This window comes from Mycobacterium sp. TY814 (assembly GCF_030755175.1).
Classification (GTDB): Bacteria; Actinomycetota; Actinomycetes; order Mycobacteriales; family Mycobacteriaceae; genus Mycobacterium.
Genome location: NZ_JAUFRY010000001.1, coordinates 722,309 through 746,521 on the forward strand (window position 1 = coordinate 722,309; position 24,213 = coordinate 746,521).

The window sequence follows — 24,213 nt, forward strand, 5'->3', positions numbered from 1 at the left end:
TCATAGCACCGCGGGCTCAGGCTTCGGTCGCGAGCGGGCTGGTTGCGACCTCACTGCCGTCGGCGAGCGTGGAGACCTCGAAGTCGGCGAACACCGCGGGTGCGACGTCGACCAGCTGGCGCAGGCACGCGATGGCCAGCCGCCGAATCTCGATGTCGGCGTGCTCGCTGGCCCGCATCGCGATGAAGTGCCGCCAGGCCCGGTAGTTCCCGGTGACGACGATCCGGGTCTCGGTGGCGTTCGGCAGCACCGCGCGGGCGGCCTGGCGGGCCTGCTTGCGACGCAATACCGCGTTGGGTTGGTCGGCGAACTTGGCCTCCAGCTTGGCCAGCAGCTCGATGTAGGTGGCGCGGCTGGCGTCCGCGGCGGCGGTCAGGATCTCGCGCAGCTCCGGATCGTCCTCGATGTCGGGCGGCAGCACCACCTGGGAGTCGTGCTCCGGAACGTAGCGCTGGGAGAGCTGCGAGTAGGAGAAATGCCGGTGCCGGATCAGCTCGTGGGTGCACGACCGCGAGATGCCGGTGATGTAGAACGACACGCTGGCGTGCTCGAGCACCGAAAAATGCCCGACGTCGATGATGTGCCTGATGTAGCCGGCGTTGGTCGCGGTCCGGGGATTGGGCTTGGACCAGCTCTGGTAGCAGGCCCGGCCGGCGAACTCGACCAGCGCCGAACCCCCGTCGGCGTCGGTGGTCCAGGGGACGTCCGGGGGCGACAGGAAGTCGGTCTTGGCGATCAGTTGCACGCGCAGCGGCGCGGTTTCGGCCACGGCGATCAGCCTATCTGGCCGACGAGCACGGCGTCCCCGATGCGCACCTCGCCCGACATCAGCAGCGGGAGCAGCGCGTCGCGATACGCCGCCAGCCGTGCGATCTCGATGCGGCGCGTCTGACACAGCGCACCGAGGTCCGTGATGGTCTGCGCCGCATCCGGAGGCAGCCGCCGGACGTCGCGAACCCCGACGTCGAGTAGGTCGCGCGGGCGGATCCGCTGATGACTCCCTGATGTTCCCACCACCTGTCGCTGCAACGCTTCTGAGACGTCGGCCTGGCACAGTGCGGCCCAGAGCACGGAGGCGCCGACGCCGGCTGGGGTCAGTACGACGAACTCGCTGCTGGCCACCGGCAACTGTGGTGGCATGTCCGCCACGTTCCAGACGCGGGGAATGCGGGGGTTGAGTTTGGCGAACAGCACGCACGGCTGCCTCAGCAGGAATTTGCCGCTCCTGATCGATGCACCCGCGACCACGAGGGGCGTCGCGCCCTCGTCGAACGCCGGAAGGCTGAAATGCGCAACGAACTCGGGGAAATGCTGCGGATCCGCGAATTCGCCCGATCGGGCCGCCAGGCTCGACAGCGGCACCCGGTGCGAGACCATCTCGGCCATGCCCACCATCAGGGCCTCAGCCGCTGCTATCACGCGCCGGCCGGCGGCGATCTTGTGATCGACGGCGCCGAGCAGAGCGCCGATCCGCGGCCGGTGCTCGGCCGAGACATCAGGTGCCGGAATGTCGCAGAGGATGCTCTGATTGAGCAGCGGCTGCCCGGATCCGCAACGGTGCCCATTGAGCCCAACGGCCCGCAGCGCGTAGTACCAGAAGCGCGTCTCTGCCGCGTTTTTCGGGCGGCAGGTGAACGCATTGTCGGTGACCCAGATGTCGGAATCACTGTAATGCACGCTGCCGCAATATGTTCCGACCCGACCGATGACTATCACGGGGCCGGCGGCGTTTCTTGCGGCTGCTGAACCGATCGCCCCGTTGGCGCCGTAGACCCGGAACGGCCCGCGGATCCGGGGTTTCGGCGCCGCGCGGCCGCTGCGGAAGTCGAGATGATCGCCCAGCCTCAGCGCCACTGGACGCGTCCTAATCGGTCGCGCACCACCGCATCCAGCCGATCGGATTCGTCCAGGGCGTCCAGCAGCTCTGCAGTCAACCGCGCGATCTTCTCGTCGGGAGGTTCGGCGCCGGGTTGGGCGGTGGCCGCCCCGACGAAACGCCCGGGACTGAGCACGTATCCCGCGGCTCGGATCTCGTCCAGCGTGGCCGATCTGCAGAACCCCGGGATATCTTGATAGTCGGCATTTTTGGAAAGCCACGCGTGATAGGTCTGACCTATCCGGAGGATCTCGTCAACGGCCAGCGCGCGCTCGGCGCGGTCGACAAGGTGCCCGAACCCGCGCGCATCGACGAAAAGCACCTGACCCGCCCGGCGCGTCTTGGCCTTGTCAAAGAACCACAGGCACACGGGAATCCCGGTGTTGCGGAACAGCTGGGTGGGCAGGGCCACCATGCAGGACACCAGGTCCGCGTCGACGATGCCAGCCCGAATCTTCCCTTCGCCGGCCGTATTTGACGACATGGAGCCGTTCGTCATCACCACTGCGGCCCGGCCCTGTGGCGCGAGCTTGGACAGGATGTGCTGAATCCAGGCGAAATTGGCATTCTTAGCCGGGGGAACACCGAAACGCCAGCGCGGATCCTGCTCGCTGCGCGCCCAATCCTTGATATTGAAAGGCGGATTGGCCATTACGTAGTCCATCTGCACGCCTGCGTGCTGGTCACGGACGAAGGTGTCTCCGCGAGCCAGACCCCTGTCGTCGATGCCGTGCACGGCCAGATTCATCCTGGCCATCCGCCACGTGTCCTCGACGCTTTCCTGCCCGTAGATGGCGATGTCACCCGGCCGGCCCTTACGCGCGGCGATGAATTGCTCTGTCTGGACGAACATTCCACCGGAGCCGCAACACGGGTCGTACACTCGCCCGTTGCCCGGCTGCAGGACCTCGACGATGACCCGGACGACGCTCGGCGGTGTGAAGAACTCGCCACCACGACGTCCTTCCGCGCGGGCGAAACTGCCCAGGAAATACTCGTACACCTCACCCATGAGATCCCGGTGGCCACCGGCCATGGCGGCCTGATCGAGAATCGCGATGAGTTCACCGAGGCGGCGCTCGTCGACGCGCTGGTAGTGCCGCGGCAGCATTCCGGCCAGCGCCGGATGTTCCGTCATCACCTCGTCCATCGCCCGGTCGACCAGCTCACCGATGTCCGGCGCTTCGGCGTTGTCGGCCAACGATTTCCAGCACGCGTCGCAGACGTGTTTAAGGAACACCAGTCCGAGGACGACGTCTTTGTACTGGCTGGCCGGCAGGGAGCCGCGCAATTTGTTGGCGGCGTGCCACAGCGTGTCCTTCAAGCTTTGATCCATCAGCCGGCTCGCTTACCGGCTGCGCGCAACTCCGCGGCCAGATCGCCGCGGTCAGCAACCTCCACGCGGCTCAATTCCAGCCAGGACGCCATCTGTGACAGCTCATCGGCCAGCGCCGCGGCGACCCTCGGCCGCGCGATATCCGGCTCGCCGAAGGCGCCCACCACCTGCAGCGTGTCCCCGGCACGGTCGGCCTTGAGGTCCACCCGCGCCACCAGCTCGCCATCGAGCAGGAATGGCCACACGTAATAGCCGTACTGCCGTTTGGCGGCAGGGGTATAAATCTCGATGCGGTAGTGGAAATCGAAGATCCGCTCCACGCGCGGCCGGAAGAAGATGAGCGGGTCGAACGGACAGAGCAGCGCAGTGCCGCGATCGCGGCGCGGAACCGTCCTCCCGGCCCGCAGGTAGCCCGGCGCGGACCAGCCCTCGACGTCCACCGTTTCGATCTCGCCCGCGGCCACCAGCCCGGCAATGGCCGGTTTCGTCTGCTGGGCGGACAGCCGGAAGTAGTCGCGAATGTCGGCCTCGGTGCCGACGCCCAGTGATGTGGCCGCGCGCAGCGTCAGCTCTCGGACGGCTTCGTCATCGTCGACCTCGCGGGTGAGCACCTCGGCGGGCAACACCCGCTCCACCAGGTCGTAGTGCCTCGCGAAACCCACCCGGGTGGCGGTGGTCAGCACTCCGGAGGCGAACAGCGCCTCACACACCCACTTGGTGTCGCTGCGGTTCCACCAGGCGCCCTTGGCCCTGCGCGGCGCCGCTTCCAGGTGCGTCTCGATCTGTCCGGCGGTGCTGGGGCCCAGCTCGGCGACGGCGGCCACGATGTCGTCGGCCAGTTGCGGGTTGGCTTTGACGATGTGGGTGCCCCAGCGCCCGTGCCGGTACTGACGCATCCGCCAGCGCAGCAGCGGCCAGTCGTCGACCGCCATCAGCGCCGCTTCGTGCACCCAGTACTCGGCCAGCAGTCGCGACTTCGGCGGCCCCCACGCGGCGCTGTCCAGCATGTCGCGGTCGTAGGGTCCCAACCTGCTGAACACCGGGGCGTAGTGGGCGCGCACCGCCACCGAGACCGAATCCAGTTGCAGCACCTGGATCCGCGAGATGAGCCGCCGCAGGTGTGCGCGGGTGACGACGCCGCCCGGGCGGGGCTCGCTAAACCCTTGCGCCGCAACGGCGATCCGCCGGGCCTGCGCGGCGGTCAGCCTGGCTTTGCGGACCGACACGGCGCCGAGACTACCGGTCCGCGCGGTCCGGCGGCGGGACCGGCGCGGGGTTACGCCGTCCTGACTTGGCGATCCGCCGTCCCGTTGGTTGCCGACTGGTTGCGCTGTTGGTATGCCGACTCGAGTGCAGCCGGCACCGGTTCGAGGTCGCGGTAGACGCTCATCAGCTGTTCCAGCACGTTGATTCGTTGCTGTGTCGCCTGGTCCACCGCACGCCGGGCCTGCTCACGGTAGTGATCGGCCTCCTGCTTGGCGTCGGCGAGGAGTTGGTCGCGCTCTCGCCGGGCCTGCTCCCACGCTTCACCGATCTCCGATTCGGCGTCGTTGCGCATGTTTGCCAGTTCGGCTTCCTGCTTTGCCTTGGTCTCTTCGTATTCGGCCTGCAGGGCGTTCAGCTGCTCAGCCATCTCTGCCAACCGCTCCTTCGACTTCTGCTGCTCGGCTTCCGCATCGGCCTCGGCCGCCGCGATCATCGCGTCCGCTTCCGCGCGCGCCTCGGATTGCATCTGCGACACCTCGTCGACCGCACGTCTGAGCATCTTGGCCATCCGCTGTTGCATCGCGTGCGGCGAGGGCGAGGTGTCGGTGAGCAACGCCACTTCCTTGCGCAGCGCGGCCGCTTGGTCGCCGGATTCTTGCAGCCGCGTCCGCAGGCTCTCCACGTCGTCACGCAGCAGCCGCTGCTTGGTGGTCAACACTTCGATGTGCGCGTCCACCGCGGCCTGGTCGTAGCCCAGGAACTTGCGAGAAAACGTCTTGACGGGTTCGGTTACCACTCTTGATTCCCCCTTCTGATGCTTGATATCCGGTGAGACCGCCCCCAAGCCGAGTATGTCAGCTCAATCGGTCGCGCCGAGAGGGCCGATCACGGATGGAAGTAGCTGTGAAACCGGTAACGCAACCCTGCGCGGCTGACCTGCCACTCCCCCGTTTCACCCTGCCATGACTCGTCGAGCACGGGTGCCAGCGCGTCTTCGTCGTCGCGCGGTAGGTCGATGTCGACCTCGGTCACCTCACACCTGCTGGCCAGCGGTAGCGCCAGGGCGTAGATCTGACCACCACCGATAACCCACGTCTCGGGCTCGGTGAGGGCCTGGTCGAGCGACCCGACCACCTCGGCCCCGTCAGCCGTGAAACCGGCCTGGCGGCTCAGGACGACGTTTCGCCGGCCCGGTAGCGGACGGAAGCTGGGCGGCAGCGATTCCCACGTGAGCCGGCCCATCACCACCGTGTGCCCCATGGTGATCTTCTTGAAGTGCGCCAGATCCTCCGGCACCCGCCACGGTATATCGCCTCCGCGCCCGATCACACCAGATGTCGACTGAGCCCAGACCAGGCCTACCTTCATACGGCTACTGGGGCTTTGATCGCGGGATGGGGGTCGTAGTTTCGCACTTCGATGTCGTCATAGGTGTAGTCGAAAATCGAATCCCTATGAGCCAGATGCAGTTTCGGGTATGGCCGGGGCTCGCGCGTGAGTTGCAGCCCGACCTGCTCGACGTGGTTGTCGTAGATGTGGCAGTCGCCGCCGGTCCAGACGAACTCGCCGACCTGCAGGCCGGCCTGGGCCGCCATCATGTGCGTGAGCAGCGCGTAGCTGGCGATATTGAACGGCACTCCGAGGAACAGGTCGGCGCTGCGCTGATACAGCTGGCAGCTCAGACGGCCGTCGGCCACGTAGAACTGGAAAAACGCGTGGCACGGCGGCAGCGCCATCTGCGGGATCTCGCCGACGTTCCAGGCCGAGACGATGATGCGGCGACTGTCCGGGTCGGTGCGCAGCAGCTCGAGTGCGGCGCTGATCTGGTCGATGTGCTGCCCGCTCGGAGTGGGCCAGGATCGCCACTGCACACCGTAGATGGGCCCGAGATCGCCGGTGGTGCTTGCCCATTCATCCCAGATGGTGACGCCGTGCTCGTGCAGCCAGCTGACGTTGGAGTCGCCGCGCAGGAACCAGAGCAGTTCGTAGACCACCGACTTCAGGTGCACCTTCTTGGTGGTGATCAGCGGGAAACCGGCCGACAGGTCGTATCTGATCTGCTGGCCGAACAGGCTGCGGGTGCCGGTGCCGGTGCGGTCGGATTTGGCGGTGCCGGTGGCGAGCACCTGACGCAGCAGGTCCTCGTACGGCGTCGCGATCGGCACGCGGTCAGCTTAGCGCGATCGCAAGCGCGGCGAAGCCGGGCGCGGCGAAGCCGGGCGCGGCGGGTCGCGCCATCAGACCGCGGCGATCGCAAGCGCGGCGAAGCCGGGCGCGGCAGGTCGCGCCATCAGACCGCGGCGATCGCAAGCGCGGCGAAGCCGGGCGCGGCGGGTCGCGCCATCAGACCGCGGCGATCGCAAGCGCGGCGAAGCCGGGCGCGGCGGGTCGCGCCATCAGACCGCGGCGATCGCAAGCGCGGCGAAGCCGGGCGCGGCGGGGCGCCGGGACGGCGACGGAGTAGAACGGACACCATGCCGAAAATCACCGACCACGTGACCACCGCCGACGGCACCTGCAACGTGACACTTCACACTCCGGAGGGTGCGGGTCCGTGGCCGGGTGTGGTCATGTTTCCCGACGCCGGCGGGGTCCGCGACACCTTCGACCAGATGGCGGCCAAGTTGGCCGGCTTCGGTTACGCCGTGCTGCTTCCCGACGTGTATTACCGCGAGGGCGACTGGGCCCCGTTCGACATGGCCACCGCCTTCAGCAACCCGAAGGAACGGGCCCGCATCATGTTCATGCTGGGCACCGTGACGCCGGACCGGATCACCCGCGACGCCACTGCGTTGTTCGACTATCTGGCCGGACGCCCGGAGGTCCGCGGTGAACGCTTCGGCGTCTGCGGCTATTGCATGGGCGGCCGGATCTCGGTACTGCTGGCTGGCCGGCTCCCGGAGCGGGTCGCCGCAGCGGCGTCGTTCCACGGCGGGGGCCTGGTCAGCGACAACGACCAGAGCCCGCACCTGCTGGCCGACAAGATGAACGCGCTGGTGTACGTGGGCGGCGCGGAGAATGATCCGTCCTTCACCGCCGATCAGGCCGAGCAATTGGAAAAGGCGCTGACGGCGGCGGGCGTGCGCCACACGATCGAGTGGTACCAAGCCGGGCACGGGTTCGCCGTCCCGGACAACCCGCCTTACGACCCTGTTGCCGACGAGCGGCATTGGGCGGCAATGACGCAAACGTTCGCCGAGGCACTCGCCTGACCGTGCCGAGCCGGGGGGCACGCCGCCACACGCGGGAGGTACCCCAACGCGCTCGCGAGCGCCATTAGGTGACCGGGAGGTCGACGAGGTCACCGAGCCGGGAACGGTGCCGGTAGGCGGTGCCGAACACCAGTTGATCGCTCTTGGCGCGCTTGAGGAATAGGTGCGCGGGATACTCCCAGGTCATGCCGATGCCGCCGTGCAGCTGCACGCACTCCTCCGCGGCGTGCACCGCCGCGCCACTGCAGTAGGCCTGCGCCAGAGACACTGCCACCGCCGCATCGTCATCGCCGCGGGCAGTGGTGTCGGCCGCGTAGCGGGCCGCCGACATCGCCGAGCTGACCTCGAACCACAGATCCGACAGCCGATGCTTGATCGCCTGATAAGAACCGATCGCGCGGCCGAACTGCTTGCGCTCCTTCGCGTATGCCAGCGTGGTGTCGAAGCACCACTGCGCGACACCGAGCTGCTCGGAGGCCAGTAGCGCCGCGCCCGTGTGCAACGCCGCCGCCACCGCTTCGGTACCGGCTCCGACGAAAGTCGAGCTGGCACCTGAAAACTGAACATCCGCAATGGGTCTCGTCATGTCCAGGGCCAGTCTCGGTGACACCTGCACGCCGTCGCCGTCGCGCGGGACGGTGTGCAGCTCAAGCCCTTCCGGTCCGGCAACGGGCACCACCAGCACGCCGGCCTCCGCGGCGCCGGCCACGCTGGTGACCTGCCCGCTCAGGCCGCCATCGCCGACGTCCAGTCCGGTGACCGCATCCCAGGGGGCGGTGGACAGCGGCACCACCAGTGCCGCGCTGAGTTCGCCGGAGGCCAACGCTGACACAGTCTCGGTGTCACCGGCCCGCAACAACGCGACGGTGGCGAGCACCGCGCTGGACAAGTACGGCACCGGCGCTACGGCGCGACCGATCTCCTCCATCACGACGGCGGCCTCGCGGGCGCTCGCGCCCGCCCCGCCGAGCGACTCCGGTACCAGCAGACCCGCCACACCGAGCTCTACTGCCAGCGTTCGCCAGACTCCGGAAAAGTCTTGTGGCGGAGTGTCGTAACACTTCGCCACCGATTCCGGCGGACACCGGTCGGCGAACAACTGCCGGACACCGTCGCGCAACGCGTCCTCGGTGTCGGAGTACAGCAGGTCGCTCATCGGGGCAGGTCCTTCCACGCGAGGGCCTTGTCCACCCGGTGTTCGCCGGGCAGGCCCAGCACCCGTTCGGAGACGGTGTTGCGCAGGATCTCCGAGGTACCGCCTTCGATCGAGTTGCCCCTGGCGCGCAGGTAGCGGTACCCCGGCTCGCGGCCGGTCAGATCCACCACCTCCGGCCTGCGCATGGTCCAGTCGTCGTAGCGCAACCCCGCCTCGCCGTGCAGTTCGATCTCGAAGCCCGAAATCGCTTGCGCTATGCGGGCGAAGGCAATCTTCATTCCCGCACCTTCTGGTCCGGGCTGACCACTGGCGGCCTGCTGGCGCAGTCGCTCACCGGTCAGGCGGAGCACCTCCGCCTCGACCCACAGCCGCATCAGCTCGTCGTGCATGGCCGGATTGCGCAGTGCCGCATCACTGCGCCAGGCCTTGGCGACCTTTCCGATGTGGCCGCTCTCCCGCGGCGTGCCGGCCCGCGATCCGATCGCGACCCGCTCGTTGTTGAGCGTGGTGGTCGCCACCCGCCAACCGCCGCCCTCGGGACCGAGCCGGTTGGCATCGGGTACCCGGACGTCGGTGAGGAAAACCTCGTTGAACTCGGCTTCGCCGGTAATCTGACGCAACGGCCGGACGTCGACGCCCCGCTGCGTCATGTCGCACAGAAAGTAGGTCAGGCCCGCGTGTTTGGGGACGTCGGGGTTGGTGCGTGCGACGAGGATCGCCATCTGCGCGTGCTGCGCCTGCGATGTCCAGACCTTCTGCCCGTTGACGACCCACTCATCGCCGTCGCGCACGGCGCGGGTAGCCGCGGCGGCCAGGTCCGATCCGGCACCCGGTTCGCTGAACAGCTGACAGTAGATCTGTTCGCCAGTGAACAACGGACGCAGGAACTTTCGCTTCTGCTCATCGGTCCCGTACGCAATGATCGTCGGCGCGGCCATACCCATGCCGATGTAGTTCTTGACGGTGCCGCCCATGGGCGCACCCGCCGCGGCCAACTGCGCGTCGACCCGCGCTTGCGCGCTCCGCGGCAGATCGAGTCCGCCGAAACCAACCGGCAGATGCACCCACGCCAAACCCGCGTCGTACTGTGCGCCAAGGAAGTCCCGCGCCGAAGTGCCGGCCGGGTCGTGTTCGTCCAGCAGCGCACGGACCAGGGCGTCCAACTCGGCCTCGGTGGTCACTGCCGGCCGCCGGACTGATAGCCCTGCGCCGGCCCCAGCAGCAGGCCGCCGTCGATCACCAAGGTCTCGCCGGTGATCCAGCTGGCCGCATCGGAAACCAGGAACGCGACCGCACCGGCCACATCGTCGGGCTCGCCGATCCGGCCCAGCGCGATCGAGGACGCCAGCGGGTCCTCGTGGTCCTTCCACAGCGCCTCGGCCAGCCGGGTGCGGACCACGCCGGGGGCGATCGCGTTGACCCGGATCCGGGGCGAAAGTTCCAGTGCGAGTTGCTTGGTGACGTGAATCAGCGCCGCCTTGGTGGCGTTGTACAGGCCCATAGCCGGCGACTGGTGCATGCCACCGATCGAGGCGGTGTTGACGATGGCGCCACCGTGCTCTCCCATGCCCGACTTGACCACCAACGACGTCCACAGCAGCGGCGCCCACAAGTTGACGTCAAAGATCTTGTTGAACCGGGCGTGGTCCTGGTCGATCAGCGGGCCGTAGGCCGGGTTGGTGCCGGCGTTATTGATCAGGATGTCCACTCGCCCGAACCGCTCGAGGGTCAAGTCGACGCAGCGCCGTGCGGCATCCTCGTCGACCGCATGCGCGCCTACGCCCAGAGCGCGCTCGCCCACCTCCGCCGCGGCGGCGTCTGCCGCCTCCTGCTTCCTCGCGGTCAGCACCACATTGGCGCCCGCGTCCGAAAGCTTCTGTGCGATCGCCAATCCGATGCCCCGGGAGGCGCCCGTGACAATGGCGGTGCGGCCGGTTAAGTCCAAAGAGGTCATGTGCTTACGCCTTCTGTTGTTTCAGGAAAGAGGCCCGCCTGGTGCAGGTTTGAAAATTCGTGAACGTGGTATGCGATTTGCATGTTAGCGAAATCACATCTCCTCAAACCACTGGTGGTGGCCGGGGCTGTCGCTGCAGCAATTGCCGCGGCACCGATGGCCGCCGCTGACGTTGCCGCGACCGGGCCGGGCGCTACCAGTACCGGCATCACCCACTTCATCCCGCTGGACCCCGGTGGCGGCGGTTGCGACGCCAACGGCAACTGCGGTTCCGGTGGCACCGACCAGGGACCGAACGGCGGTCCTGGCGGCCAGGGCTGCATCCCGGGCGTCGGGTGCGGCAACGGGGGCCAGTTCTGGGGTCCGGGCGGGGTTCCCGGCGGCGAGGGCTGTCTGCCGGGCGTCGGCTGCGGCTCCGGCCACGCCTGACGGACCTGGATGTCAGGAGTCCCGGAGCCTGGTGATCCAGGCCCGGGATTCCGCCGGGTCTATCACGTCGTCCAATTCGAACGTGGTGCCGGCGCGCAGCGCTTTTCCGTGCTGATAGGCCGCGGCGACGAGTTTGTCGAACAGCGCCTGGCGCTGCGCCTCGTCGGGCGCGGCAGCCAGCTCCTTGCTGAACCCAAGGCGCACAGCACCTTCCAAGCCCATGCCACCGATCTCACCGGTGGGCCACGCGACCGTGAACTGTGGCGCGCGGAACGAGCCGCCGGCCATGGCCATCGCACCCAGGCCGTAGCCCTTACGCAGAATGATCATCCCGAACGGCACGGTCAGTTGCGCTCCCAGGATGAACATCCGACCGAATCGGCGCACTGCGGCGTCTTTCTCTGCCTCCGGGCCGACCATGAACCCAGGTGTGTCGCACAGCGATACCACGGGCAGCCGGAATGACTCGCACAGTGTCAGGAAGTCGCCCACCTTATCGGCCGCTTCCGCATCGATCGCGCCGCCGAGGTGATGGCTGCTGTTGGCGATCAGGCCGTAGGGCGTGCCCTCCACTCGGACCAGGGCGGTGACGACGCCGACTCCGTAGTCGGGTCGCAGTTCCAGCACCGAACCGACGTCGACGATGCTGTCGATAGCCCGGTGCACGTCGTAGGCGCGTAACCTGTTCTGCGGCACCACATGCCGGGCCAGACGCGGATCCGGCGCCGCCCAGTCCGCCACGGCGCCCTGGAAATAGGACAGATACCGCTTGGCCAACGACACCGCATGTGCCTCGTCGCGGGCCACCAGGCTCACCACGCCGTTGCGCCGCTGGACATCGATCGGCCCGATCGCCTCAGGCGGGTAGGCACCGAGGCCGCCGCCTTCGATCATCGCCGGGCCGCCCATGCCGATGTTGGCATCCGGCGTCGCGATGATCACGTCGCACACCCCGGCCAGCGCCGCATTGCCGGCGAAGCAACGCCCGGAAACGATCGAGATGAGGGGCACCCGGCCGGACAGTCCGGCAAGCATCCGGAATGTCGGTACGTCCAGCCCCGCCATCCCGCCGACGTCCGTGTCGCCCGGACGCCCACCACCGCCCTCGGCGAAAAGCACCACCGGGATCCGTTTCCGGACGGCGAGGTCGAACACGCGGTCGGTCTTGGCATGGTTGCGCATGCCTTGCGTCCCGGCCAGCACCGTGTAGTCGTAGGACACCACCACGGCCCTTGCGGACTGCGGGCCGAAGCGATCCGCGCCGATGGTTGCCAGCCCGGCGACCAGGCCGTCCGCGGGGGTGTTGGCGATCAGGTCTTCTTCGGAGCGCCGGCTGCGCTGGGCGGCGATGGCCAGCGCGCCGTACTCCACGAAGCTGCCCGGGTCGACGAGATCGGCGATGTTCTCCCGCGCGGTACGACGGCCCAACTTGTGCCGCTTGGCCACCGCGGCCGGACGGCCCTCGTCGAGCGTCACCAGGTGCCGTTGCCGCACTTCATCCAGATCTTCCCTGGGGTGATCCAGATCCACTGCGGCCGAGCTCTTCTCATCACCGGAACCGGATTCCGTGCGGGTAAAGACCACCAGTGGGTCTCCGGTCCCGACGACCTGTCCCGGGGCCACCAGGTTGCGAACAGTGCGCAGCGCGTCGGGTGCCACAAGAACGTGTTGCATCTTCATCGCCTCGAGCACCACCACCTGACCCCCGGCGCCCACCTCCGTGCCGTCACGAGCCACCTCGACGACCGTCCCGGCGAGCTGCGCCCGGAGCACCTCCTCACCCGGGTAGAGCTCGACCGCCGCCGGCGCCGGGTGCTGTCGCTGGTGCGCCGCGGCCGCCGACGCCAATCGGGGAAGTCTGTCGTCGACGAAGCTCGTTGTCACCAAACCAGATTGAAATTCACTGTCGGACAACAGCTCTTGCAGCACCGCGATGTTGGTGCCCACGCCCTCGATGCTGAACTCCTCCAGCGCGGTGTGCGCCTTGCGGGCCGCGGCGGCAAAGGAGGTGCTGTGCACGTGGGTGATCACCTTGGCCAGCAGCGAGTCGTACCGCGGGCTGGGTGCCAGACCGGGCCGGCCGTAGGTGTCGACGCGCACTCCCGGACCGGTCGGCGGGGTGAAAGCCGTCAGAGTGCCGGCGCTGGGCAGCACCGCACCGTCGGGCGCGATGGTCTCCATGTTGACCCGGGTCTGGATGGCGATGCCGGACCGGGCGGCAGGATCACCGGCGATATCGGTTCCGTCGGAGGAGATTCCGGGAGGGATCGCCAGGTCGCCGAATGTGGCGCCACCGGCGATGGCCAACTGGATACCGACCAGGTCCAGACCGGTGACCTGCTCGGTCACGGTGTGTTCTACCTGAATGCGCGGATTGATTTCCAGAAACACGAATTGTTCTCCGCGGACCAGGAATTCGACGGTGGCCAGACCGTGCAGAGCCACCCTGGCACACAGTCGCGCCGCCGCCCCGTGCAATTCACGACGCAGGCCGTCGGAAAGGTGCTGGGCGGGCGCGATTTCCACCAGTTTTTGGTATCGCCGTTGAATGCTGCAGTCCCGATCGCCCAGCGCGAGAGCACGGGTCTGATGGGCATGCGGAGCAGCGACGATCTGCACCTCGACGTGCCGTGCGTCGGGGAGCAACGCTTCGGCGAACAGCGCCGGATTACCGAACCCGAGTTGGGCTTCCGCCGCGGCGAGGCGGTAGGCATCCTCGATCTGGTCGGCGCGCTCGACCCTGCGCATCCCCCGCCCCCCGCCGCCGGCGAGGGCTTTGAGCATGATGGCGCCGTTCTGCGCGGCGAAGAACGCGCGGATGTCCTCGACGCCGGCCGGACCGTCCGTGGCGGCCAGTACCGGCACGCCGGCGGCGATCGCCGCCGCGCGGGCCGAGGTTTTGTTGCCCACCAGTTCGAGGACGCCGCCATCCGGACCGACGAACACAAATCCGGAGTCCGCGCAGGCGCGGGCGAATTCGGGGTTCTCACTGAGGAATCCGTATCCCGGGTGGATCGTCGTCGCCCCCGCCGCCTTTGCCGCGCCGAGCACCGCGGTCCGGTCGAGATAGGCTGCTACCCCGTTGCCCGGCAATGCGATCGCTTCGTCGGCCGAGTGCACGTGGGGGCTATCGGCGTCATCCTCGGCGTAGACCGCGACGGTGCGCCAACCGAGTTCGGTGGCGGTGCGAATGATGCGGAGAGCGATCTCGCCGCGATTTGCGATCAGGACATCGCGCGGTGGTGGCCGCATAGGGCACAGCGTACGGCCCGGTTCAAAGGAGTCCTTGCCTGGGCATAACGACCGGCTTGACGCCGAAGCGGGGCCCCGGGCGGGTACGGCCGTCGAAGATGGCCGCGACACTTCCGGGAGCGGGCGTCGGTTGCTCGAACGAATCCTCGTCCCGGGGCACCTCCCAGTAGGTGCCCTCGGCAGCCGGAATATCGGCGGCCGGCACTGAATTCGACCAGCTCGCCGGAACCGACAGTGCACCGACCAGGTGCGCCGTGCCCAGTCCGGCAACCGTCGGGGTTTTGCCGACGACCCCCGGCTTCGCCGAGTGAGCCGCAGCGCCGTGATGGGCCGCGTCGTGCGAAATCTCCTTGGGCTCGTCGTCATCGTTTCCGCCACTGCCGATCTGGCCGACCGAGTAGTCCCAGTAGGTGGCCCTGTTGTGATCGAACGTGCCGGCCCACCACAGTTCTTCGCGGTCGAAAGCGATGAACAAGTCCAGCAACGTGGACCCGGTGCTGGCCGGGGCCTCGGCCGGTCCGGCCAGGCTCAATACGGCGTCCGGCCCTGCACCGACGATCGCGCCCAGCGCCGCCTGCTCCGCGGAAGCAGAACCGGATGCGGCGGCTTGAGCGACAGCCGCGGCTTGGTTGCCGAGACCGGCGGGATTCGTCATCTCCGTGGGGCTCAGCAGCGGATCAAGCCTTCCCGCTGCTGCCGAAGATGCGGCATAGGCGTACATGGCGGCGGCATCGCGCGCCCACATCTCGCTGTAAGCCGACTCGACGGCGGCGATGGCAGGCATGTTCTGCCCAACCGTGTTGGTCTCGATCAGTGCGGCCAGCTGGGCTCTGTTGGCCGCGACCTCGGCCGGCGGCACCGTCATCGCGAAGGCGGTCTCGAATGCGGCCACCGACGACATCGCCTGAGCGGCCGCGACCGCCGACGCGTCGGCGGTGCGGCTCAGCCACGTGACAAACGGCTGGGCGGCGGCCGCCATCGACAATGACGCCGCACTGACCCATTCTTGGGTGCTCAGCCGGGTGATGAGCGACTCGACGGAGGTCGCAGCGGTGCTCAGCTCGTCCGCGATACCGTTCCAGGCACTCGCCGCTGTGAGCAGCGGAGCGGCGCCCGCGCCCGTATGCATGAGGGCGGAGTTGACCTCCGGCGGTAGCGCTCCAAAGTCCACGTGAGATGTTCCGTCGTTGCGTAGGCCCGCTGCGGGCTTCTTCTACGAGGCGGTTACGTCAGCGCCGATGCTGGCTAGCCCCCCGACTAGTGGTCGCGTGAAGGCGCGGCCTCCAGAAACGATACCGGCCACCGCTCAGCGTGATTTTAATGAGTTTTGGCAATCGCGCTCCTCGCCAACTTGCCGTTCTCATAGGAACTTCCAATGATCAGCCGATGACGTGTTTGGGCATGACCACCGGCTTGAACCCGTAGCGAGGTCCGGCCATGCCGGACCCGCCCTTGGCCGCCATCGCCGCTCCGGGTGCCCCGGGCACACCGGCGACCACTCCGGTTTCCTCGGGCACCGCCCACCCGCTGCCCTCGCCGACCGTCGTGCCGGTGGTGACCGCCGGCGCCGCGGCAGACCAGCTTGCCGGCACGGAAAGCCCGCCGACCGACGTTGCCGCGCCCATCAGCGGAGCGGCACCAGCACCAACCGGGCTCACCACGTTGGCCACCGCGGCGGCGCCCGCCGGACCGATCCCGGCGGCCGCCCCGGCGGCGGGCAGCGTATCCAGGGTGTGTTGCAGGAACACTCCGGTGGTGATTCCGGCAGTGGTGAACCATCCCGCGGTGTTGACCGCGCCGTTGATGGTGTTCTGTACGAACGGGACGGCCAGCAGATCGGTGATGACTTGGGTGACCGGATCCAGCGCCGCCGCGTCGGCTGCTGCCGGAGACGCCAAGACTCCAACCGCGTTGGGGATGTCGCCGATCAGAGTGTTCAATCCGGACTGCTGGGCGGCTCGGGTTACTGCCGCGGCCTGGTTGGCCACCGCCGCGGGGTTGGTGGCCTGCGCCGGCACCGCCAGCGGGTTCAGCTTCCCCGACGCGGCCGAGGACCCCGCGTAGCCGTACATGGCCAGCGCGTCCTGCGCCCACATTTCGCCGTACTGCGCCTCGACCGCCGCGATGGCAGGGGTGTTCTGTCCCAGTACGTTGGTCGCCACCAGGACGGCCAGCAGGGCCCTGTTCGCGGCCACCTCTGCCGGAGGCACCGTCATCGCGTGCGCCGTCTCGAACGCCGCCGCGGACGCGACCGCCTGGGAGCCCGCCAGCGCCGTGGATTCCGCGGTGTAGGTCAGCCAGGCCAGGAAGGGTTGCGCCGCAGCGGCCATGGACAGCGAGGCGGGCCCCATCCACTGCTCGGTGGTGAGCGCACTGATCACCGACTCGAAGGAATCCGCTGTCGTGCTCAGCTCGACCGCCAGTCCGTTCCACGCCGCGGCGGCGGCCATCATCGGCGCGGCCCCGGCGCCGGTGTACATCCGCATGGAGTTGATCTCCGGAGGCAATGCGCCAAAGTCCAGCATGTGCAATCCCTTCAGGCGTGCACCGGCCGGGCCATGACCAGGGGTTTGACCCCGTAGCGCGGCGCCCCGAATCCGGTGCTGCTGCGGCTCGCTGACGCCATTCCCGGCATGCCGGGCAGCAGTGTCGTTCCTGTCACCGTCGGCGCCGCGGCGGCTGTGCTGCCCATTGATTTCGGCGCGGTGCTCGACACCAGGGCGGCGGGGCCGGCCCAGGCAGATGAGGCCGACATCGTCGGGGGTGCCCCGACGATCCCGGCGGCGACGGGTGCCGACCCGACACCCGCTGCCCCTTCCATGCCTGCGATATCGGCGGCACCGCCTGCGGTATCGGCGGCACCCTCGACCGCACCTTCTTCGACCGGCACTAACAGGCCTCCATTGGCCATGCCCACCAGATTCGAGGCTGCCGAGGCCCAGTTGCCTACCCCGATATTGACGATGTTGGCCACGTCGGCCAGCGGTGAATCCGTCAGGGCAGCCGGTAGTGCAGCGGCGGCCGAATTGGCCGACTCGGTCGCGGCGTACGTCTGCGCGCTGAGGCCGAGAGTGTTGACGAAGGCGTCGTACATGGCGGTTGCTTGGTGGCTGACCTGCTGATAAAGCGTGCCGTACGCGGCGAACAGGGATGCCTGCAGCGCCGACACCTCGTCTGCGGCGGCGGGAGTCATGCCGGAGGTGGTCGGCGCCGCAGCGGCGGCGTTCTGAGCGGCCTGCTGGGCGCCAACGGTCTGCAGCTTCCCCGCTGCGGCCAGCAACTCGTCGGGTTGTGTGGTCACGAAAGACATGTGTTGCTCCTCTTGTGTACGGACAGTCGGGACTGTTTGTGATTGCTGAAGATCCGCACCCCCGTCCGGCAAAAACGGCGCGCCGATTCACGGCTTCGTTACACCGCCATATTGAGCGTGTCACTTTGCTGTGGTATCGGCGCCCAAATCACCGATAGAGGAGGTGATTTTCGGGCGAAAAGCCGGGGTGCGTCAGCGCAACGCAGGACCCCACTGCGCGTTTTCGCGCAGCCTGGCTTTGAGCAACTTTCCGCCGGCGTTGCGTGGCAGCGGTGTGGTCGCCACCGTCACGTACTGCGGGACCTTGTAATCGGCGAGTTGCTCGCGGCAGTATTCGAGCACCACCGGCACATCGATCTGCTCTCCGACAAGCACCGCGCCGACCTTCTCCCCCATGACGTCGTCCGGCACCCCGAGAACGCATGCATCGATGACGCCGGGCGCGGCTAGCAGCGCCGCTTCGACCTCGACGCTGGAGATGTTCTCACCGCCGCGGTTGATGATGTCTTTGAGCCGGTCGACGATGTGCACGCGTCCGGCCTCGTCGACGCGCACCACGTCTCCGGTGTGCAGCCAGCCGTCCACGATGGTGCTGGAGGTGGCCTCTGGCCGGTTCCAGTAACCGGCGGTGATATTGGGCCCTCTGGTCACCAATTCACCGACAAGCTGGCCGTCTTTGTCCGGAATCAGACCGAGATCCACTGAGGGCACCGCGTATCCGACGGAGTCGGCGTGCTCGACGGCCTCGGCGTCGGGCAGCACGGTCATCAACGACGCGGATTCGGTCATGCCGTAGCCGTTGAACACGGTGGCAGCCGGAAAGGCCTGCTTTACGGACCGGACCAGCGAGGGTGCGATGGGCGCCCCGCCGTACCCTACCCAGCGGACACCGGACACATCGGCGTTGGCGAACTCCTTGTGCCGCAGCAATAACGCGTATATCGCCGGAACGGTGACCATCACCGAGATGCGCTCGGCGCCCAGCGAGGATACCAACTCGTCCAGGTTGAGGCTGGGCGTGATCACTGCCGCACCACCGAGCCGGGTGGCCGCCAAAAGCTGTGAGTTACAACCTGTCACGTGGAACAGCGGCACCGAGATGAGGGTGCGTAAGCCCTCACCTAGGTCGCGCGGCTGGTCGATACACCGGATCCCGTTCTCGGTGTTGGTGACGAATGCTTCGTGGGTGGTCGGCACGCCCTTGGGATGCCCGGTGGTGCCCGACGTATAGAACAGCGCGGCAACATCTTTGGGGCCGAGATCTTCGGCAACATAAGGCGGGCCGTCCGGCAGCGGCGTATCCGCGGCCAAGTCGATATGCGCGCCGGCATCGGACAGGACGAAATCCACCTCCGGCTGGGCCGATCGTGTATTGACGGCGACCGCGATGCCGCCGGCCATCACTGTGCCCCAGAACGCCAGCACCCAATTGACTCCCGCGGGGTAGCGCACCGCGACCCGATCCCCCGGTTTCAGACCGCCGGCGCGCAGGCCGCCGGCAACGCGTGACGCACGGTCCCAGAGCTGACGGTAGGTCAGCCGCTCCGCGCCCAATTCGACCAAGGCTTCGCTGTCCGGCCGGGCAGTCACCTGCGCGTCGAGCATGTCGAGCAAGGTGGCCGGGATGTCGTCGTAATGTGCGACGCCGTCCCTGTCGGCGGTGATCCCGTCTCGCGGGAAAGGGTTGCTGCTGCGCGAAATTTCCACTACGTCAGGCATGCCCGTTCCTCCCGTCGCCCGTGTCATTACGCTAGGGCGAAACGCAGGATCAGGCCAGTGCGAATTTGGCGAAGCTGTCGACGTCGAAGGCGTGAAAGGCTCTGCGCCGGGCTGCCGGCAACTGGGGATCGACGCTGGCTGCGTCGACCACTTCCGGTCGCACCACGTGGTAGGTCCGGCCCTTGCAGCGGATCGTCGCGGATCCGGCCGCAAGCACATTGCGCAGCCAGTCGACGCCGGTTCCGTAAGGCAGCGGCACGACGATCCCGTCCGGGACTGGGACCGCGACGACCGGTGTGGCATAGCGCCGTCCCGAATTCCGCCCGGTGTGCTCGATCACCGACGCATACCAGAAGCGACGGCCGGCCACCGCCATCATGGCCGGGTTGAGTACGTGCTTGTTGAACTGTCGGACCGCATCTCGAACGCGCGGCTTGATGGAGGTAGTCATACTCTCCGAGCTTGCTCGCACCGCTGGTCTCGGGACAGGGGCCTTGGTCCACTCCTGCGGGGACTTCTGCCGATGACCGAATATGGCTGTCCTATCGTCGTTGCGGTGACGATTCAGGAGCCGTTCTTCACTGCCGACGGTGACCGCTACATACCGGGCCCGATGGCACGGCGGACCCATTGGGGCACGGCCGGGCTGCGCCATATCAATGCCGACTACACGGTTACCGCGATCCGCTTGCCGGACGGCGAATTCGTGGCTTTGGCGGCCCAGAGCCATTACGGCACAGCCGGAGTCGCCACCGGAAGCGCGACGCTGTTCGACCGGCACGGGCCGATCGGCACCAGTTCGGCACTCGCACTTGGTCAGCCGGCGGAGGCGTTTCGGCCGGCGCACACCTGATTCTGGTGAATCCGCTTACGAAAGCCCGGATTCATGCGCCTTCACCAGCCACCGCGCAACGTCGACCAGCTTCGTGTGGGTCTCCTGCGACACCTTGAGCAGCATGCGGAACGCATGCAGACCGTCGACGTTGTTGCGCTCCATCAGCAGGCCCTTGGCCTGGCCGATGACGTCCCGGCTGTCGAGCGCCCGCTGAAAGCGCGCCTCCGAGCTCAGGCGGGCCAGCGCAACCGACGCGTGTTGAGCCAGCACCTCGCCGACGAGAACAGATTCCTCGTCGAAGACGCCTGTCTCGCCGCCGTAGAGGTTGAGAGCACCGAGACTTCCTCGACGCACGAACAATCGGAATGCCAAGAGACTCCGGATGCCACGGTCCAGCGCCGCGCCGGCAAAGCGTGGCCATCGCACTTCGCTGGCCATGTCGTCGATCTTGACCGTGTGGTGTTCGCGCAGCGCGCTCAGACAGGGTCCCTCATCCAGGGTCGACTGCAATTGGTCCAATTCCGCGACGACCTGATCGGTGGGAGCGCGTGATTCCACGCGGTCTCCCTCGAGAAGCGAGATACCCGCCCAGCGTGCACCCGGCACGATCTGCACCGAGGCTTGCACGATCTCGTGCAGCACCGTCTTCGGGTCCCGGTGGCCCTCGAGTTCGACCGCGAGGCTGCCGAGGCGGTGCAGAAGCTCACCCTCTGAACTAGGCGGTGTGCCCATCGCGCTGCTCCCGTCTCCGGCCGGCTCAGCCCATTAACGTCGCGGCGATCGTCGCGCCCAGGTTCCAGCACTGCTCGAGGTCCGTCTTCGACGGCTTGCCCGACACCACGACATGATCCGCCGCCTTCACCCACGCCAGGCCGGCGGTGATGCCGTCGACAGCTCGCACGGCTCCCTCGCTGCCCTCGTTGCCATGGATGTAGACGCCGAACGGTCTGCCCCCACTAGCGTCGAGCAGCTGGTAGTAAGACTGATCGAAGGCGTGCTTGAGGGCGCCGCTGATGTACCCGAGATTGGCCGGGGTGCCGAGCACATATCCGTCGGCATTGAGCATCTCGACCGGCGAAACGGTGAGGGCCGGGCGCCGGATCACCTCCACGCCCTCGATCTCCGGGTCGGTCGCGCCGGCCACGACCGCCTCGAACATCTCCTGACAGTGCGGACTCGGGGTGTGGTGGACGATCAGCAGCGTGGTCACGCTTTGGCCTCCAGCTGGACCGCAGCCTTCATCGCTTCCCGGGCCCGACGCCGATCCCCCGCATAGTCATAAGCGCGCGCCAGCCGGTACCAGCGCCGCCAGTTGTCGGGATCATTTTCCAGCTCGGTACGTACGGTTTCGAACAGCGCATCGGCGGCACCGCGTTCGATGCGCCCGGATGCCCGCCTGGGCAGCGCGCTGACGTCGAGTTCCATTCCGTCGTCGGCGATGCGACGGGCCAGTTTCTGATGGGCGAATCCGGCGCGCAGCGTCGCGATCATCGCCCACAGTCCGAGAAACGGCATGATCAGCAGCGCCGCCCCCAAGCCGACGGCCGCGGGCCGGCCTGACCCGATCATCACCAGGGCAATGCGGCCGAGCAGGAAGAAATACACCAGCATCGCCGCGCAGAGGAAGGCGATCAGCAGCTGGATCCGCAGAGTCTTCGTCATGTCAGGTTGAGCAGCGGCTCTATACCTATGGTCAGTCCCGGGCGCTCGCGGATGCGACGGACCGCCAACAGCACGCCGGGCACGAAGGACGTGCGGTCCAGGCTGTCGTGGCGGATGGTCAGCGTCTCTCCCTCGGTGCCGAACAGGATTTCCTGGTGCGCGACCAGTCCGGCCAGCCGCACCGCATGCACCGGAATGCCGTCGACGTCCGCCCCGCGGGCACCGGGCAGGCTGGTGGTGGTGGCATCGGGGTTGGGCGGCAGGCCTTTTCGGGCCTCGGCGATCAGCTTGGCGGTTCGGGTGGCGGTGCCCGAAGGCGCATCGGCCTTGTGCGGGTGGTGTAGTTCGATGACCTCGATCGAGTCGAAGAACGGCGCGGCCTGTTTGGCGAAGTGCATGGACAACACCGCGCCGATGGCGAAGTTCGGTGCGATCAAAACGGACGTACCCGGATTCTTCGCGAGCCAGGACTCGACCAGCTCGATGCGCTCGTTGGTGAAGCCCGTGGTGCCGACGACGGCGTGAATGCCGTTGTCGATCAAGAACTTCAGATTGTCCATCACGACGTCAGGGTGAGTGAAGTCGATGACGACCTCGGTGCCGCTGTCGCTCAGCAGGCTCAGCGCGTCCCCCTGGTCCACCTGCGCCGAGAGGGTCAGATCATCGGCGGACTCGACCGCCCGCACCATCGTTGCCCCGACTTTGCCTTTTGCTCCCAGTACACCGACCCGCATGGCGTGAAGCCTACTGGGCAGGGTTTCATCCACAGTCGGGTGTTTGTCCACAGGCCGGGATTCCGAAACGGCGGACGAACCCGCCGTTCAATAGAATTCGAACATGCGTGCGATCACGGCTTCGGCGGAATTGGTGGCCGCTTTCGACGCCCTCGACGCCGCCGTCGCCTCAATCGCTGACCTGCAGCACCAGATGCTGGACCCTGTGGTGCGGTGCAGGGCCCTGGAACGCCTCGAAACCTCCCGCCGACAGCAAGCCGTGGTCAGCCACGACCTGATCGCGGGCCTCGCCACGGAAGACCCTGCCGACATCGGCGGCCCCACCCACCAGGTCATCGCCGACTGGTGCCGCATCAGCTACGCCGAAGCGCGCCGCCGCATCCGCGACGCCACCCAACTGGCCCCACGCACCACACTCACCGGCCAGCGGTTGCCCCCCGAACTCCCGGCCACGTCCCAGCAATGGCGTCGGGGCCTGCTCGACGCCCAGCACCTGCGAGTGATCCAAACGTTTGTCCGCAATCTGCCCACCCCCACCCCGGCCACCGTCATCGAGCACGCCGAACACCTGCTGGCCCAGCAAGCCACCCAACTTCGGCCCGACCAACTCGACAAAGCCGCCAAACGCGCCGCCGTCCTGATCAACCCCGACGGAAAATTCTCCGACCACGACCGCGCCCGCCAGCGCAGCTTGACCTTCAAACCCCAGCGCGCCGACGGCATGAGCGAAGCCACCCTCATCGCCACCCCCGAACTGCGCGCCAACATCGAAGCCTGGCTGGCTCGGTTCGCGGCCCCTGGCATGTGCAACCCCGACAACCTCTCGTCGGATGCCACCCCCGAGATCGACACCCGCACCCCCGGCCAACGCCAGCATGACGCCCTCAACGATCTGCTACGCCGCCAGCTCGGCGACCCCGGTCTCGGCCAGCACAACGGCCTGCCCGTCACCGTCGTAGTGACCACCACTTTGCAGGAACTGACCACTGCTACCGGCCACGGCGTCACCGCCAGCGGCACTGTGATCCCGATGCGCGAACTGGTCGAAATGGCCAGCCGCGCCGTCCACTACCTCGCCATCTTCGACGGACACTCCAACCGGCCCCTCTACCTCGGGCGTGCCCGCCGCATCGCCTCAGCCGATCAACGACTGGCCCTGATCGCCGCCGAACGCGGCTGCACCTTCCCCGGCTGCGACGTCCCCGCCGACAAATGCGAAGTCCACCACATCAACGAATGGGCCACCGGCGGCAACACCGACGTCGACACCCTCACGCTGGCCTGCGCCCCTAACCACAAACTGATCGAAAGAGGTTGGACCACAACCAAATTTGCCAACCATCGCACCGCGTGGACCCCGCCGAAGCGCTTCGACCGCGGCGGCCCCCGCACCAACGATTACCACCACCCTGAGCGACTTCTCAACGACGACGACGACGAACGGGCCGGGCCGTAGGGATGCGGCAAGACGCGGCACGCCGACGCCTCTCTAGGCTGGGATGGTCGAGACGTCGGTGCGAGAAGCGGAGGTG

General features: G+C 67.5%; 23 protein-coding genes and 1 pseudogene. 4 read left to right on the top strand and 20 right to left on the bottom strand.

Going from position 1 to position 24,213, the window contains the following annotated elements:
* Window positions 1-16: 16 nt before the first annotated feature.
* The 7 genes from thyX to QXH22_RS02950 all read right to left on the bottom strand — a co-directional run bounded on the left by thyX (window position 17) and on the right by QXH22_RS02950 (window position 6,583).
* Window positions 17-769, bottom strand: coding sequence for an FAD-dependent thymidylate synthase (gene thyX / locus QXH22_RS02920; protein ID WP_306274885.1), 753 nt, complete (start codon window positions 767-769; stop codon window positions 17-19).
* A 5-nt stretch (window positions 770-774) separates the two neighbouring features.
* Complete coding sequence (locus QXH22_RS02925) at window positions 775-1,854, bottom strand: restriction endonuclease subunit S (protein ID WP_306274886.1); 1,080 nt, start codon at window positions 1,852-1,854, stop codon at window positions 775-777.
* The gene (locus QXH22_RS02930) at window positions 1,845-3,212 is read right to left on the bottom strand and encodes a type I restriction-modification system subunit M (RefSeq protein WP_306274887.1); all 1,368 of its coding nucleotides are present in this window, start codon (window positions 3,210-3,212) and stop codon (window positions 1,845-1,847) included. Before QXH22_RS02930 ends, QXH22_RS02925 begins: the two co-directional genes overlap by 10 nt.
* Window positions 3,212-4,438 (bottom strand): winged helix-turn-helix domain-containing protein, encoded by a 1,227-nt coding sequence (locus tag QXH22_RS02935; protein WP_306241262.1) that lies wholly within the window; start codon window positions 4,436-4,438, stop codon window positions 3,212-3,214. Before QXH22_RS02935 ends, QXH22_RS02930 begins: the two co-directional genes overlap by 1 nt.
* A gap of 50 nt (window positions 4,439-4,488) precedes the next feature.
* Window positions 4,489-5,214, bottom strand: coding sequence for a cell division protein DivIVA (locus QXH22_RS02940; RefSeq protein WP_306274888.1), 726 nt, complete (start codon window positions 5,212-5,214; stop codon window positions 4,489-4,491).
* A gap of 89 nt (window positions 5,215-5,303) precedes the next feature.
* Window positions 5,304-5,786: a dihydrofolate reductase gene (locus QXH22_RS02945; protein WP_306241264.1), complete on the bottom strand. Its 483-nt coding sequence runs from the start codon at window positions 5,784-5,786 to the stop codon at window positions 5,304-5,306.
* Window positions 5,783-6,583, bottom strand: a complete 801-nt coding sequence (locus tag QXH22_RS02950) for a thymidylate synthase (RefSeq protein ID WP_306241265.1) — start codon at window positions 6,581-6,583, stop codon at window positions 5,783-5,785. The genes QXH22_RS02945 and QXH22_RS02950 overlap by 4 nt, the downstream gene beginning before the upstream one ends.
* Before the next feature lie 309 nt (window positions 6,584-6,892).
* Here QXH22_RS02950 and QXH22_RS02955 point away from each other — a divergent pair, with 309 nt between their 5' ends.
* Window positions 6,893-7,630, top strand: coding sequence for a dienelactone hydrolase family protein (locus QXH22_RS02955; protein WP_306241266.1), 738 nt, complete (start codon window positions 6,893-6,895; stop codon window positions 7,628-7,630).
* A gap of 64 nt (window positions 7,631-7,694) precedes the next feature.
* On the opposite strand, the gene QXH22_RS02960 is transcribed toward QXH22_RS02955, so the two are convergent.
* Genes QXH22_RS02960 through QXH22_RS02970 form a run of 3 tightly spaced genes read right to left on the bottom strand, consistent with a single transcriptional unit; the run spans window position 7,695 to window position 10,740 of the window.
* A complete protein-coding gene (locus QXH22_RS02960; protein ID WP_306274889.1) occupies window positions 7,695-8,786 on the bottom strand; it encodes an acyl-CoA dehydrogenase family protein in 1,092 nt (363 codons plus the stop codon).
* Window positions 8,783-9,967, bottom strand: a complete 1,185-nt coding sequence (locus QXH22_RS02965; RefSeq protein ID WP_306241268.1) for an acyl-CoA dehydrogenase family protein — start codon at window positions 9,965-9,967, stop codon at window positions 8,783-8,785. The genes QXH22_RS02960 and QXH22_RS02965 overlap by 4 nt, the downstream gene beginning before the upstream one ends.
* Window positions 9,964-10,740 carry an SDR family oxidoreductase gene (locus tag QXH22_RS02970; protein ID WP_306241269.1) on the bottom strand — a complete coding sequence of 259 codons (777 nt, stop codon included), beginning with the start codon at window positions 10,738-10,740 and terminating at the stop codon, window positions 9,964-9,966. The genes QXH22_RS02965 and QXH22_RS02970 overlap by 4 nt, the downstream gene beginning before the upstream one ends.
* Before the next feature lie 81 nt (window positions 10,741-10,821).
* Between QXH22_RS02970 and QXH22_RS02975 the strand changes: the two genes are divergently transcribed.
* Window positions 10,822-11,169: a PE-PGRS family protein gene (locus QXH22_RS02975; RefSeq protein WP_306274890.1), complete on the top strand. Its 348-nt coding sequence runs from the start codon at window positions 10,822-10,824 to the stop codon at window positions 11,167-11,169.
* A 12-nt stretch (window positions 11,170-11,181) separates the two neighbouring features.
* Here QXH22_RS02975 and QXH22_RS02980 read toward each other — a convergent pair whose 3' ends face one another.
* The 6 genes from QXH22_RS02980 to QXH22_RS03005 all read right to left on the bottom strand — a co-directional run bounded on the left by QXH22_RS02980 (window position 11,182) and on the right by QXH22_RS03005 (window position 19,901).
* Entirely contained in the window at window positions 11,182-14,421 is a 3,240-nt protein-coding gene (locus tag QXH22_RS02980; protein WP_306274891.1) for a carboxyl transferase domain-containing protein, read from the bottom strand.
* A gap of 22 nt (window positions 14,422-14,443) precedes the next feature.
* Window positions 14,444-15,592, bottom strand: a complete 1,149-nt coding sequence (locus tag QXH22_RS02985) for a PPE family protein (protein WP_306241272.1) — start codon at window positions 15,590-15,592, stop codon at window positions 14,444-14,446.
* Between the two features lie 208 nt (window positions 15,593-15,800).
* Window positions 15,801-16,943: a PPE family protein gene (locus QXH22_RS02990; protein WP_306275949.1), complete on the bottom strand. Its 1,143-nt coding sequence runs from the start codon at window positions 16,941-16,943 to the stop codon at window positions 15,801-15,803.
* Window positions 16,944-16,957: 14 nt separating this feature from the next.
* Window positions 16,958-17,731, bottom strand: coding sequence for a PE domain-containing protein (locus QXH22_RS02995; RefSeq protein ID WP_306274892.1), 774 nt, complete (start codon window positions 17,729-17,731; stop codon window positions 16,958-16,960).
* Between the two features lie 192 nt (window positions 17,732-17,923).
* Window positions 17,924-19,450, bottom strand: coding sequence for a class I adenylate-forming enzyme family protein (locus QXH22_RS03000; protein WP_306274893.1), 1,527 nt, complete (start codon window positions 19,448-19,450; stop codon window positions 17,924-17,926).
* 49 nt (window positions 19,451-19,499) lie between these two features.
* Window positions 19,500-19,901 (bottom strand): nitroreductase family deazaflavin-dependent oxidoreductase, encoded by a 402-nt coding sequence (locus QXH22_RS03005; RefSeq protein WP_306274894.1) that lies wholly within the window; start codon window positions 19,899-19,901, stop codon window positions 19,500-19,502.
* A 174-nt stretch (window positions 19,902-20,075) separates the two neighbouring features.
* Between QXH22_RS03005 and QXH22_RS03010 the strand changes: the two are divergent.
* A pseudogene (locus QXH22_RS03010) lies at window positions 20,076-20,303 on the top strand (thioesterase family protein); the annotation flags it as partial.
* A gap of 15 nt (window positions 20,304-20,318) precedes the next feature.
* Here QXH22_RS03010 and QXH22_RS03015 read toward each other — a convergent pair.
* Genes QXH22_RS03015 through dapB form a run of 4 tightly spaced genes read right to left on the bottom strand, consistent with a single transcriptional unit; the run spans window position 20,319 to window position 22,681 of the window.
* The gene (locus tag QXH22_RS03015) at window positions 20,319-21,017 is read right to left on the bottom strand and encodes a GAF and ANTAR domain-containing protein (RefSeq protein WP_306241276.1); all 699 of its coding nucleotides are present in this window, start codon (window positions 21,015-21,017) and stop codon (window positions 20,319-20,321) included.
* 25 nt (window positions 21,018-21,042) lie between these two features.
* The gene (locus QXH22_RS03020) at window positions 21,043-21,495 is read right to left on the bottom strand and encodes a flavodoxin family protein (protein WP_306274895.1); all 453 of its coding nucleotides are present in this window, start codon (window positions 21,493-21,495) and stop codon (window positions 21,043-21,045) included.
* Window positions 21,492-21,947, bottom strand: a complete 456-nt coding sequence (locus tag QXH22_RS03025; RefSeq protein ID WP_306274896.1) for a hypothetical protein — start codon at window positions 21,945-21,947, stop codon at window positions 21,492-21,494. The genes QXH22_RS03020 and QXH22_RS03025 overlap by 4 nt, the downstream gene beginning before the upstream one ends.
* Window positions 21,944-22,681 carry a 4-hydroxy-tetrahydrodipicolinate reductase gene (gene dapB / locus QXH22_RS03030; RefSeq protein ID WP_306241279.1) on the bottom strand — a complete coding sequence of 246 codons (738 nt, stop codon included), beginning with the start codon at window positions 22,679-22,681 and terminating at the stop codon, window positions 21,944-21,946. Before dapB ends, QXH22_RS03025 begins: the two co-directional genes overlap by 4 nt.
* A gap of 103 nt (window positions 22,682-22,784) precedes the next feature.
* Here dapB and QXH22_RS03035 point away from each other — a divergent pair, with 103 nt between their 5' ends.
* Window positions 22,785-24,137 (top strand): HNH endonuclease signature motif containing protein, encoded by a 1,353-nt coding sequence (locus tag QXH22_RS03035; RefSeq protein ID WP_306274897.1) that lies wholly within the window; start codon window positions 22,785-22,787, stop codon window positions 24,135-24,137.
* Window positions 24,138-24,213 lie beyond the last annotated feature (76 nt).

Coding starts and splice junctions, on each gene's coding strand:
- QXH22_RS02930 (WP_306274887.1), bottom strand. CDS start 3,212: ATGGATCAAAGCTTGAAGGACACGCTGTGGCACGCCGCCAACAAATTG.
- QXH22_RS02945 (WP_306241264.1), bottom strand. CDS start 5,786: ATGAAGGTAGGCCTGGTCTGGGCTCAGTCGACATCTGGTGTGATCGGG.
- QXH22_RS02955 (WP_306241266.1), top strand. CDS start 6,893: ATGCCGAAAATCACCGACCACGTGACCACCGCCGACGGCACCTGCAAC.
- QXH22_RS02960 (WP_306274889.1), bottom strand. CDS start 8,786: ATGAGCGACCTGCTGTACTCCGACACCGAGGACGCGTTGCGCGACGGT.
- QXH22_RS02970 (WP_306241269.1), bottom strand. CDS start 10,740: ATGACCTCTTTGGACTTAACCGGCCGCACCGCCATTGTCACGGGCGCC.
- QXH22_RS02975 (WP_306274890.1), top strand. CDS start 10,822: ATGTTAGCGAAATCACATCTCCTCAAACCACTGGTGGTGGCCGGGGCT.
- QXH22_RS02980 (WP_306274891.1), bottom strand. CDS start 14,421: ATGCGGCCACCACCGCGCGATGTCCTGATCGCAAATCGCGGCGAGATC.
- QXH22_RS02995 (WP_306274892.1), bottom strand. CDS start 17,731: ATGTCTTTCGTGACCACACAACCCGACGAGTTGCTGGCCGCAGCGGGG.
- QXH22_RS03000 (WP_306274893.1), bottom strand. CDS start 19,450: ATGCCTGACGTAGTGGAAATTTCGCGCAGCAGCAACCCTTTCCCGCGA.
- QXH22_RS03005 (WP_306274894.1), bottom strand. CDS start 19,901: ATGACTACCTCCATCAAGCCGCGCGTTCGAGATGCGGTCCGACAGTTC.
- QXH22_RS03015 (WP_306241276.1), bottom strand. CDS start 21,017: ATGGGCACACCGCCTAGTTCAGAGGGTGAGCTTCTGCACCGCCTCGGC.
- QXH22_RS03025 (WP_306274896.1), bottom strand. CDS start 21,947: ATGACGAAGACTCTGCGGATCCAGCTGCTGATCGCCTTCCTCTGCGCG.
- dapB (WP_306241279.1), bottom strand. CDS start 22,681: ATGCGGGTCGGTGTACTGGGAGCAAAAGGCAAAGTCGGGGCAACGATG.
- QXH22_RS03035 (WP_306274897.1), top strand. CDS start 22,785: ATGCGTGCGATCACGGCTTCGGCGGAATTGGTGGCCGCTTTCGACGCC.